Origin of the sequence: Pseudoalteromonas sp. Scap25, from assembly GCF_013394125.1 — a bacterium.
In the GTDB taxonomy this organism is placed as follows: Bacteria; Pseudomonadota; Gammaproteobacteria; order Enterobacterales; family Alteromonadaceae; genus Pseudoalteromonas.
Genome location: NZ_CP041327.1, coordinates 2,180,766 through 2,191,607, shown reverse-complemented (window position 1 = coordinate 2,191,607; position 10,842 = coordinate 2,180,766). Strand labels below are relative to the sequence as shown.

The following is a 10,842-nucleotide window of genomic DNA, read 5'->3' as shown; positions in this document are numbered from 1 at the left end:
CTAATAAAAAATTGTCGATAGGATACCCCAAATAAAGCGCTATTCACAGCGTCAAAGCGGCGCTTTTTGTAAAATTGCGAGTAAATTAGTTTTCAGTACAGGTTAACCTATACTTATCTATGGTATAGAGTAAATCAGTAGACGTTTTGAAGGAGTATAAAATGGCAGATTACAGAACATGGCTTAGTGATTTATCCGATTGGTTAAAAGATGTGAAAGAGCATGAAGTTAAAGCCGCAGTAAAGCGATTTATTGAATCTGAGCAGGCACTTAAAGATTTAGGTGAAGAAAAATACCAGCTTTATCGTAATTACTTAATGCGTGACATTTCTCACCTACAAGAAAATAATAGCTACTATAATTCGCTTGCATGGCAGGAGCTTAAAGAGTCATTGTGGTTTGAGCTTTCTCATATTGAAGACAAAACACAGCTTGAATGGCAGTCATTAAGTGAAGATTTTAAGCACAATGGTGTTTATCACGCAGGTGAATGGATAGCCATGGGCACATTAGTATGTAAGAATTGCAACCATAGTTATGATGTTTACCATGCAACGCAAATTATTCCTTGCACGCAGTGTGATGGCATCTATTTTAGCCGCCAGGCTTTACAACCCTAAATATAAGTATTGAGTGGCTGTAAGCCACTCAATATGCCCAAATCTAGCAATTAAGCTGGTAAAAAAAGAAGTTAGAATGACGAAAAAACTGCTGCCACTATCCGTATCAAATCTTGCACCGAGTATTTCTTCGAGCCATGTAAACACTTGCATGAGCAATCCATACCCTGAGCAACTTACCTTTATAGGCCAACAACGTGCGCAAAGTGCATTGGACTTCTCTTTAGGAATGGACCTACCTGGTTATAATGTTTACGTAATGGGAGAGGCGGCACACGGGCGTTTTACCTTAGTAAAAGACAAATTAAAACAACACGCTAAAGAGCGCACAACACCGCATGAATGGCTGTATGTTAATAACTACGACGATCACCGTGAGCCTATTGCGTTATTTATGCATGCAGGGCAAAGCAAACAATTAGCCGATGATATTGACTCATTTATTGATGAAGTACTCGACACCTTTCCTGCTGCATTTGATAACCCAGCTTATCAGCGCAAGAAAAAATCGATAGACCGCGAGTTTAACGATGCTTACGACGGTGCAATTACCGCGGTAGAAATAGCCGCGCTTGAGCAAAGTGTGGCACTAATTGAAGAAAAAGGCGTAGTCGGCTTTGCACCGCTGATTGATGGCAAGCAACTTACCGATAATGAATTTTCTGATTTGGAAGATGATTTACGCGAGATGTTTTTTGAGCGTATAGAAAAATTAGAAGATGCCCTCATCGAAGCGCTTATTGAGTTACCGCGCTGGAAACGTGAATCTAAAGAAAAGCTCCGCAATCTTAAAAAGTCTACCGCTGAGCAAGCCACTAAACCGTTATTAAAAGATTTAGAACATAAATATGCCAGCCATATTGGTGTACTGCGTTATTTAAAAGATATACGTGTAGAAATTATTGATGCCGTACTCGAATGGCTTGATGATGAAGGTGAAAGCGAAGAAAACAAAGAAGACTTTGACCGTAAAGGCATGCTTACCGACTTTTTTGCACCTAATATTTTAGTTGAATATAAAGAGGGCGATGCAGCACCGGTTGTTTACGAGCCAAACCCAACTTTTGGTAATATTTTTGGCAAAATTGAATACGCCACATCGCAAGGGTCGTTAATTACCAGCTATCGCTCAATTCAGCCAGGTGCATTGCACCGCGCCAATGGCGGCTATTTAATTATGGATGCTGAAAAAGTAATGGCTCAACCCCAAGTGTGGGATGGGCTAAAGCTGTCGCTAAAAACCCATCAAATTAAAAATGACTTACCTTATCAAGACAGTGTCGTTGGTAGTAGCTTTACACTTCGACCGCAGTTAATACCGCTTGATGTGAAAATTATTTTACTTGGCTCACGTGAGCTTTATTACACCATCGGTGAATACGACGAGGAATTTGCTGAGTTATTTAGAGTACTTGCCGATTTTGATTATTACTTACCAAGTAGCGATAAGCTGCAGTATCAGTTTATTACTAAAGTAAGTGATTACTGCGAGCAAACATTAAAGTGCACGTTAAACGAAGCCGCAATGGTACGATTACTTAAATTTAGTTATCGCCAAGCAGAGCACCATAATAAGTTATCAGCACGTTTTGCTGATGTGTTAGAGCTTGTGGCTGAGGCCAGTTTTTACGCTAAGCAAGACAAGCTAACGGTGATTGATGCACGTCATATTGACGAAGCCATACAAGGCAAGCAGTACCGTACGGGGCAAATTAGCGAAAACATGCTCAGCGATATAAAGGAAGGGCACACTTTAATAGCCACTGAAGGTCAAGCCGTAGGTAAGGTAAATGGTTTGACTGTACTGCACATTGGAGACACCTCATTTGGCACACCTGCACGTATTACTGCTACCGTTTATGCTGGTGCTGACGGCGTAATTGATGTGGAACGCGAAGCTGAGCTGGGTAAAGCAATTCACTCAAAAGGGGTAATGCTGCTTACCGGTTATTTAGGTAACAAATACGCGCAACACTTTAGCTTAACACTCAGTGCGAATATTGCTATTGAACAAAGTTATGGCTACATAGATGGTGATAGCGCCTCTCTTGCTGAACTTTGTGCGCTCATTTCGGCCATTACGAGCTTACCTATCAGTCAGTCTATTGCTCTAACTGGTTCAATTAACCAGCATGGTGATGTGCAGGCCATTGGTGGTGTAAACGAGAAAATAGAAGGTTTCTTTAAGCTATGTAAAATGCGCGGCTTAACGGGTGAGCAAGGGGTTATTATTCCTAAATCGAACCAAGTTAATTTGGTGCTTGATGACGAAATACTCAATGCCGTTGAGTTAGGTAAGTTTAATATTTATGCTGTGGAAACCGTTGACCAAGCATTAAACTTATTAATGGATATTGAAGCGGGTGATATGGTTGATGAACACTACCCAGAAGATTCGGTTAATGGCATCGCATTAGCGCGATTAAAAGACATTGCTGATATTGTTAATGGCGATAACAGCGACGAAAAAGACCACGACTCAGAAGATGAAAAAGGGGAGTTATGATCAATATAATTTTACTGATTGTTATCGCTATTTTTTGCGTTTTAATTTTTAAAAACAGTAAAAAAGCCAAACAACAAGCAATCGCAAACGCACAGATTGAAAGTGATTATTTAATTGCCAATGCAAAAACTGAAGGCGTAAATGAAACCGCATCTGGCTTGCAATATAAAATAATCCATAAAGGACAGAGCGAAAATACACCTAGCCCAACGAGTATGGTTAAAGTGCATTATCATGGCACTTTAATCGACGGCACTGTATTTGACAGCTCAGTGGAGCGCAAAACTCCGATTAGCTTTGGTTTGCACCAAGTTATAAAAGGTTGGACAGAAGGCCTACAACTGATGAGCCCGGGGGATAAATTTCAGTTTTATATACCGCATCAGCTCGCCTATGGTGAAAAGCGAGTAGGGAGTATTCCTCCTGCATCATTGCTTATTTTTGAGGTGGAGTTACTGGCTATAGAGTCGTAATTTTAAGGTAAAAAATACTTTAAGCCCTGCTTTAATCAAGTAGGGCTTTTTTATTTGCTCTTATCAGTCAATCCTACTCAAGAATTTAAAATATCAGTCGATACCTAAAATAGTGACAAATTCATTTTAGGGATAAAATAATGAAGATTTCAACCGCCTCAATTCAATATCAAGCATCTAATTATAACAATCAGGCTTTAGTAGAAACAGAGCCGCAACCTAAAGATGATGAATCACAAGAACAACCTGACTATGTTTTATCAGAGTTTTTAGATGCAAAGGTTCAAAAATACAGCGAAGATAACGCAACATTTGCTGAGCAATATCAAAATTTAGAAAAGGCATATAAATATTTCACCCAGCAAGTAGTTGCATTACAAGAGCAAGTAAATAAGCTTAAGCAGAGCACGGTACAACGTAGTTTAACCATAGATAATAGCCAATATGGGCCAGCTGAAGGCGAGAGTCGCTTAACTATGGATACTGAGCATATCGGGGCTAAAAAATATAAAACCGAGCAACAACAAGAAGAGATAAATAGATTGCAGCTGCAACTTAGTGAGGTGAAGTCTCAGCAGGCAGCAATAAAACAACAAATTATTGAGCTAGTAATCAACGAAATGAAAAGGCGAGGCGACGACTTCACTGTTTAACCTTGTAATGTACACAGAGAAGTTAGTTTTTAAACTCAATTTTTCCTATTTCAAGCCTAAATTTCCCCGCCTGTTTACCTGCAATCATAAAGCCAAGCTGCTTTATCTCTTTAAAGCTAATTGTAGGCTGTTGTTCAAGTAAGCGGCCGCGATAAGTAAGCTGAAAATCTTCAGGTAAAAACTCAATATTAAGCCACTCACTCTTCGTGGTACTGAACGAACGTGTATAAGCCGCCCCATCCATGTACTCATTAGTTCTTAAACGTAGTTGGTAGGTTTGACCATCGCCCTTAACACGTAGCATAATTTTAGTGATGTCTTGGCTTTGTACATCCAATAGCGTTCGAATAGAAGCAAACCCGCCATTGTTTGCAAGCGATAAGTTGCCTGTAAACACTAAATTGTCGTTTTCATACAAAACCTGACTATTAGAAATGCCACCCATCACCGAATCATTCACTACATACCAGCGAGCATTGGCATTTGCCTCGGTGGTGGCAAACAGTAAGTTAAAAACAAAAAGTGATGAGAGTTGTTTGGCGGTCATGAGCTCTTCCTAGTAGCTTTTATATTTAATACGATACAGTAGATTAATTGTTCACTCTTTTAAGAATTAATCTACACCTAGCGGCTATTTTTAATATTAACTCTCGTTATCCATTTTATTCGCTTGAGCAAAAATTAAAAAGCGCGTAATTTAACCGCGTTACCTATTTTAATAACAAGTATAATAATGAAAGCACAAGAATTAGAACAATTAGCGTTATCTAAAGCCGAAACTCGAGAAGTGATCACGCCGTATGCCTTTAAGGTTGATAATGCTTTACTTGGCTTGCCTTTGGCTTCGCCGACTCGGCGCGTATTAGCTATGATTATAGATGTTGCATTAATATTCTTAGCTGCAAAGCTCAGTGCAACTATTATTGCATTCGTTGCTGCGATGGCGTTTTACAAAGGAACGGCGCAGCAATACCTTCCTAAAATTTCGAGTGTGTGGCGAAGAATATTAAAAATAGTAGCAGCAAGTATTTTATTTGTAAGCGCTCTTGCTGTGCTTTCAATTGGCATAGATTACTTAGAAGGCGATGACTCTGCTCAAGGCTTAACTGTTCAAGGCTTAAAAATACAGGATGACATTCAGCTTACTTCCACAGAAAAAAAGCAGGTAAATGCCTACTTAGTGCAAACAGACGACGAAAGCTGTGAGCAATCTTGTCAACAAAATGCACTTGATAATTTGATTGGGCAAGTACCCAAATTAGCCGAAATGGACGACCTACAAAACCCACAACTTGCAAAAGCATTTTTACAATTATTAGTGCTTGGTGAAAATAACGGATTAAAGCTTGCGCAGTTAACAGAAGATAAACCCGCACAAACAACCACACACAGTATTTTGCAGTGGGGCAAAGGTATTATTCAAGATTTAGGTTTGGGTTTTGGCTGGGCGGCTGTGTACTTCACACTGTTTTCTTTATTATGGCGCGGTCAAACCCCTGGTAAAAAGCTCTGTAACACCAGAGTGGTTGCATTAAGTGGTGAACCGCTGGGTTTACTTGATTGTTTTGGCCGCTACGGTGGTTACGGTGCAGGTTTTGCCACTGGCTTGTTAGGTTTTTTACAAGTTTACTGGGATCCAAACAGGCAAGCCATTCAAGATAAAATATCAGCCACGGTAGTTATTCAAGGGAATGTGAACCAAGTTGTAAATGTGCAAACTATAGAAGAGACTGTTAAAAGTTAACTTTGCTCTTATTACAAGGATGGTTATGAAAGCTTTATTAATTGTATTTGTTAATCTGTATTTTATTACGGTTTCGTATGCGTCAGAAGATATTATATTAGCAAAAGCGCATCAGCTTAAGTCTGTTATTTTAGATGAGCAACGCAGCTTCAGCGTTTATTTACCGCCAAGCTATAATGAAAACCCTGATAAAGAATATCCAGTTATTTATTTGCTCGATGGTGACCAAACACAGCTGAAAGCTGTCGCCGGGCTAGTAGAGGCACTTAGTACAGAACGGCTAGAGCAGCAAATACAACAAGCAATTATAGTAGCCATTCCAAATAGTAAAAATGCGATAAGAGAACGTGACTTTACCCCAACCAATGTCGATTGGACATTTAACGGTAAACTCCTAGAAAGGTTTGAAAATATTGGTAACGCCGCGAACTACAGCGTCTTTTTCGAAAAAGAACTTATTCCACTCATTAATAAAAATTACCGAACATCAACTAAACGCGTATTAATTGGCGAGTCTTTTGGTGGCTTGTTTGCAAACTATGTATTGCTTACCAATCATGCGCTATTTACAGACTACTTAATAATTGATGCAACTTACCTTTGGGATAATAACTACCTCAATCGATATTTTGATAAGAAGCAATTTGTAAACAAGCAGCTTAACGGTAATGTGTATTTTACCTTTGCAAATAACGGCGAAGCGTTTGGTGAGATTGGTAAAACAAATTATCAATGGGGCTTAGCATTTGTTGAAAAGCTAAAAGCGCACTCGAGCGATAATTTAAATATAAATCAACGTTACTTTGAAGATGAAACTCATGGCACAGTCGCTGCACTTAGTTGGTATTATGGGTTAAAAAGTATACTTAAAAGATAATTTTATCATTGAAGTTGAATGGGAGTTTAATTGCTAAACATAAAGCACAAAGAGTTTCATAAAAGTTTTTTATATCTATTAATTATATTCGTACTAATGAGCTATTTAGTATTGCTCATTGGATGGTACGAGTTTAACGATCCTGCTCTTATTGCTAATGAGCGATTACATTTTATAGAGCTAGTAGTGCTACCTATATTAACCATGGCAGTAATATATACATTATTTAAAAAGTATAGGTGTGATCACAACTTTAATTATTTAATAACTCGTCACTTTTTTAAAGGTAGCAGGCTAGTAAAAGGATTTTTGATAGTAATGTACCCTTGTTTGATCTATATGGCGCTGTGGAAATTTAGCGTAGTTCCCATTATGTATTATGCTGAAAATAATTTAGGCGAACTGTGGTCTGAAGAATATTTTTTAACTGATGTAACTACATGTATTATAAATGATCAGCAGCAATGTATAACATTAAACATTGCTGATTTATCCACTGGTGAAGAGCATTCGTTTAGATGGTACTTAGATACGGACGAGCTACAAACACTTAAAAACAAAAAAATAAATTTAGCCGGTGAAAAAAGTTACTTTGGCTATCTTGTTAACGAAATACAATGGTAAAAACCAAAGGGAATTAAATGAAAAGTAATAATTTTAATGAGAGCATAAAAGGCTTTTTTTGGGGAGTTGGGTTTGTAATAGCAATGCTTGGCGGTATTAGTGCATTCGCCCTGACAATTGCCGCTGATGTTGACAGTGGATTTAAAACAATGGTTTCTAGTAAAGCATTAGAAACAAGTGATGAATTTAACAATGACTATAATCTAACTCTTTCTGAAATATACAAAGAAAATGGTCAAGTAAGAATCGCAGCTGAATTAAAAAATATTACTAACGAGAGCATTTATACGGGAACCGTTATTGCTTCTACATTTGACGAAAGTGGCAAGTTTATTGGTAATTGTGTAGGCAAAAGCACAGACAGCTTCTTAGAACCTAGCGAAGTTAGCTATGTTGACATTAAGTGCAATTTATTTAGATCACAAGCAAGTAAAGTTCACTCGACAAAGCTTAAAATTAAGTGGTTTTAGGCATGTATTCAATTTTTTTAGAGTTAAGTGTAGATGCTAAATAAGCTATTTAGTTGGGAGCGTGGGCGACAAAGATCAGGTTACGACAAGATGCTGCTCTGTCGTATTTTTGCTCCTTTTAAGTTTGATGTTTATTTGATTAAATTTCCACAAGGGAGTGAAATAAAACCGCATATCGATAACGTTAAAACTGGTCGGCACTTTAGGCTCAATATTATATTAAAACATGCCGCCAAGGGTGGTGAGTTTATTTGTGACAACCCAATTATAAATTACCACCGAGTTAAGCTGTTCAGGCCTGATATAGAACAGCACCAAGTATCAAAAATAGAAAAGGGCAGTCGTTATATTTTAAGCATAGGCTGGATTAAAAATTAAATTTTTTTAGGTTGGGCTTTGCAAAGCTAAGCCCAACAAAAATCATCTTCTGTTGCTGATAGCTAAAAGCTCTAATTTACTTCTTAAACCTAGCCCCAAATCCAATCATACCCAATAACAATATAACTCCCCATACAAACCCATTGCCGTATTGGCTATACACGCTATCCCCTTGTATGAGCTTTATATTGGCTTTGAGTGTGGTAGCTTCAAACTGTGGCATAGTTTGGCGTGTTTGGCTTATGGGGTCGTATACACCGCTTATGCCGTTATTGGTAACACGCACTAGTGGACGTTGTAGTTCAAGGGCGCGCATGCGGGCAATTTGCATATGCTGATGGGGGCCTATTGAGTCACCAAACCAAGCATCATTACTCACCGTAAATAATATGTCTGAGTCGCTTTTATAATTACCCCGCACTAGATCGGCAAATACTATTTCGTAGCAAATAGCAGGCAGTAGGTTAAAGCCATTCGCACGTAAGTTATTTTGCACTTTATCACCGCGAGAGAACGATGACATAGGCAAATCAAATAACGGAGCTATGGGGCGTAGTATGTCTTCAAAGGGAACAAACTCACCAATCGGCAGTAATTGATGTTTTTGATAGCGGTTACTGTCTAAGTAACGATAGTGGCCGTGTTCATCATTTTGCTCTTTGTTACCGACCACAATTAGCGTATTGAAAATGGTTTTAGTGTCTCGTTGGTAATCGACAATACCGGTCACTAATGCAGTTTTATTGAATGAGGCGGCACTGTCTAAGCCTGCTAAATACGAATCGGCAAGCGCTTCTATCTCAGGCACTGCAGCTTCAGGCCACACGATTAAATCGGCATCCCAATGACGGCGCGTCATATCCTGATACTTACTCATGGTGGTCCAAAACTCACTGGGGTCAAAGCGCAAGTGTTGTTTTATATTACCTTGTACAAGCAGCACAGAAAGGTCTTTATCGGAGTAATGGGTTACCTTTGTAAAGTGTGCGCCTGCGAAGGCAAGCAAAACCACAGCAGCGGTAACAACAGGCATTTTAAATTGTTTTTGCGCTAAGCTGTACAATGCAAAGCCAATGGCAATACATAATAGCGTGAGCCCAAATTCACCAATTAAAGGAGCAAGGGCATTCAGAGGGCTATCGGTTTGTGTATAACCAAAGCTTAACCAAGGAAAACCAGTTAACAGGTTGGCACGCAAATATTCACTAATAGCAAAACAAGGGAGTAATAGCGCTGCAAAACTTATAGAGCCGTTTGAAAAGCGAGTGGTTGCCCACAGCGCCAGCGCAGGAAATAACGCAAGGTAGCTACAAAGCAGTGCCATTAATGCAATTGAGGCGATAAGTGGCATACCGCCAAAGGTGGCGATAGAAACATGTACCCAACTTATACCTGCACCAAACCAGCCTAGGCCAAATATAAAGCCATATTTAGCCGCTGTTTTAGCATGTACTTTTCCATTGAGGTTTGCAGGAATACAAAAAAATAGCGAGCCTATGCTAAAAAATACAATCGGCCAAATACCAAAAGGCGCGTAGCTAAAAGTTAAAACAAGGCCCGCAACCAGTGCGAGCCATGCTTTTTTATCTTTTGCTAGTAGGGTGAGACTAGTTAGCAGTTTCTTCACTGTCGTTATCATCAGCCTTAGGAATGGTGACTTGCAGTTGCAATATACGACGATTATCAGAATTGGTTACTTTAAACTGAAATCCCTCTATATCGATGGTTTCGCCACGGCTCGGCATATGGCCAAAGGCGTGTAACACGGTACCACCAATAGTGTCGGCATCTTGCGAGCTATAGCCTGATTTAAAATGCTCGTTAAAGTCATCTACAGGGGTCAGTGCTTGCACAACGTAAACATGTTTAGCCAGTTGTCGAATATCTTGTTGTTCTTCTTCTTCATCGTGCTCATCTTCGATTTCGCCAACAATGATCTCAAGAATATCTTCAATGGTTACTAAACCCGATACACCGCCGTATTCGTCTATCACAATTGCCATATGGTAGCGTTGCTGACGAAATTCATTAAGCAGGGTATCCACCCGTTTACTTTCAGGCACTACCATGGCAGGGCGCAAATAGTCACGTAGCGATGGTAAATGCTCATCTTTATTTAAAATGAGAGGTAATAAGTCTTTTGCGAGTAAAATCCCTTCTACATGGTCTTTATCTTCACACACTACCGGAAAACGAGAGTGGGTAGAGTCAACCATCATAGGTATGTGCTCTTCAAGCGGGCTATCAATTTCCAAAGTGACCATTTGTGAGCGCGGGATCATAATATCTCGCACTTTGAGCTCAGACACGCCAAGCACACCTTCAATCATTTCTTTGGTTTCAGGATCGATTACATCCCGCTCTTGGGCATCGGCAATTACCTCAACCAGCTCTTCTCTATTCTGGGGTTCCCCTTGCAACATCTGGGTTATACGACCCAGCCAAGTTTTGCCAGAAGAACCCTGGCTAGATTGCGAGTTATCGTCGCTCATTACGT

At 39.4% G+C, this 10,842-nt stretch carries 12 protein-coding genes; 9 read left to right on the top strand and 3 right to left on the bottom strand.

The features are described 5' to 3' along the window. The first annotated feature begins 161 nt into the window (after positions 1–161). The 4 genes from FLM54_RS10155 (at position 162) to FLM54_RS10140 (ending at position 4,252) form a co-directional block, all read left to right on the top strand. A complete protein-coding gene (locus FLM54_RS10155) occupies positions 162–620 on the top strand; it encodes a zinc ribbon-containing protein (RefSeq protein WP_138604986.1) in 459 nt (152 codons plus the stop codon). A gap of 76 nt (positions 621–696) precedes the next feature. Then, positions 697–3,126: a Lon protease family protein gene (locus tag FLM54_RS10150; protein WP_178956307.1), complete on the top strand. Its 2,430-nt coding sequence runs from the start codon at positions 697–699 to the stop codon at positions 3,124–3,126. Beyond that, a complete protein-coding gene (locus tag FLM54_RS10145) occupies positions 3,123–3,599 on the top strand; it encodes an FKBP-type peptidyl-prolyl cis-trans isomerase (RefSeq protein ID WP_036982055.1) in 477 nt (158 codons plus the stop codon). The genes FLM54_RS10150 and FLM54_RS10145 overlap by 4 nt, the downstream gene beginning before the upstream one ends. A 140-nt stretch (positions 3,600–3,739) precedes the next feature. Then, positions 3,740–4,252, top strand: a complete 513-nt coding sequence (locus FLM54_RS10140; RefSeq protein ID WP_178956306.1) for a hypothetical protein — start codon at positions 3,740–3,742, stop codon at positions 4,250–4,252. Positions 4,253–4,274: 22 nt separating this feature from the next. On the opposite strand, the gene FLM54_RS10135 is transcribed toward FLM54_RS10140, so the two are convergent. Next, positions 4,275–4,799: a CIA30 family protein gene (locus tag FLM54_RS10135; protein ID WP_178956305.1), complete on the bottom strand. Its 525-nt coding sequence runs from the start codon at positions 4,797–4,799 to the stop codon at positions 4,275–4,277. Positions 4,800–4,985: 186 nt separating this feature from the next. On the opposite strand from FLM54_RS10135, the gene FLM54_RS10130 reads away from it, so the two are divergent. The 5 genes from FLM54_RS10130 (at position 4,986) to FLM54_RS10110 (ending at position 8,345) form a co-directional block, all read left to right on the top strand. After that, positions 4,986–5,996 carry an RDD family protein gene (locus FLM54_RS10130; protein ID WP_178956304.1) on the top strand — a complete coding sequence of 337 codons (1,011 nt, stop codon included), beginning with the start codon at positions 4,986–4,988 and terminating at the stop codon, positions 5,994–5,996. Between the two features lie 25 nt (positions 5,997–6,021). Beyond that, positions 6,022–6,873, top strand: a complete 852-nt coding sequence (locus FLM54_RS10125) for an alpha/beta hydrolase (protein WP_178956303.1) — start codon at positions 6,022–6,024, stop codon at positions 6,871–6,873. 339 nt (positions 6,874–7,212) lie between these two features. After that, positions 7,213–7,497, top strand: a complete 285-nt coding sequence (locus tag FLM54_RS18875) for a hypothetical protein (RefSeq protein WP_232735511.1) — start codon at positions 7,213–7,215, stop codon at positions 7,495–7,497. Between the two features lie 17 nt (positions 7,498–7,514). Beyond that, a complete protein-coding gene (locus tag FLM54_RS10115) occupies positions 7,515–7,967 on the top strand; it encodes an ATPase (RefSeq protein ID WP_178956301.1) in 453 nt (150 codons plus the stop codon). A 33-nt stretch (positions 7,968–8,000) separates the two neighbouring features. After that, positions 8,001–8,345 carry a 2OG-Fe(II) oxygenase gene (locus tag FLM54_RS10110; protein ID WP_178956300.1) on the top strand — a complete coding sequence of 115 codons (345 nt, stop codon included), beginning with the start codon at positions 8,001–8,003 and terminating at the stop codon, positions 8,343–8,345. Between the two features lie 76 nt (positions 8,346–8,421). On the opposite strand, the gene lnt is transcribed toward FLM54_RS10110, so the two are convergent. Continuing rightward, entirely contained in the window at positions 8,422–9,972 is a 1,551-nt protein-coding gene (lnt, locus tag FLM54_RS10105; protein ID WP_178956299.1) for an apolipoprotein N-acyltransferase, read from the bottom strand. Beyond that, entirely contained in the window at positions 9,953–10,837 is an 885-nt protein-coding gene (corC, locus tag FLM54_RS10100; protein ID WP_010388331.1) for a CNNM family magnesium/cobalt transport protein CorC, read from the bottom strand. Before corC ends, lnt begins: the two co-directional genes overlap by 20 nt. Positions 10,838–10,842: the final 5 nt, after the last annotated feature.

Bases quoted from the DNA above. Each gene is read 5' to 3' on its own strand.
- FLM54_RS10155 (WP_138604986.1), top strand. From the start codon at position 162: ATGGCAGATTACAGAACATGGCTTAGTGATTTATCCGATTGGTTAAAA.
- FLM54_RS10150 (WP_178956307.1), top strand. From the start codon at position 697: ATGACGAAAAAACTGCTGCCACTATCCGTATCAAATCTTGCACCGAGT.
- FLM54_RS10145 (WP_036982055.1), top strand. From the start codon at position 3,123: ATGATCAATATAATTTTACTGATTGTTATCGCTATTTTTTGCGTTTTA.
- FLM54_RS10140 (WP_178956306.1), top strand. From the start codon at position 3,740: ATGAAGATTTCAACCGCCTCAATTCAATATCAAGCATCTAATTATAAC.
- FLM54_RS10135 (WP_178956305.1), bottom strand. From the start codon at position 4,799: ATGACCGCCAAACAACTCTCATCACTTTTTGTTTTTAACTTACTGTTT.
- FLM54_RS10130 (WP_178956304.1), top strand. From the start codon at position 4,986: ATGAAAGCACAAGAATTAGAACAATTAGCGTTATCTAAAGCCGAAACT.
- FLM54_RS10125 (WP_178956303.1), top strand. From the start codon at position 6,022: ATGAAAGCTTTATTAATTGTATTTGTTAATCTGTATTTTATTACGGTT.
- FLM54_RS18875 (WP_232735511.1), top strand. From the start codon at position 7,213: ATGGCGCTGTGGAAATTTAGCGTAGTTCCCATTATGTATTATGCTGAA.
- FLM54_RS10115 (WP_178956301.1), top strand. From the start codon at position 7,515: ATGAAAAGTAATAATTTTAATGAGAGCATAAAAGGCTTTTTTTGGGGA.
- FLM54_RS10110 (WP_178956300.1), top strand. From the start codon at position 8,001: ATGCTAAATAAGCTATTTAGTTGGGAGCGTGGGCGACAAAGATCAGGT.
- corC (WP_010388331.1), bottom strand. From the start codon at position 10,837: ATGAGCGACGATAACTCGCAATCTAGCCAGGGTTCTTCTGGCAAAACT.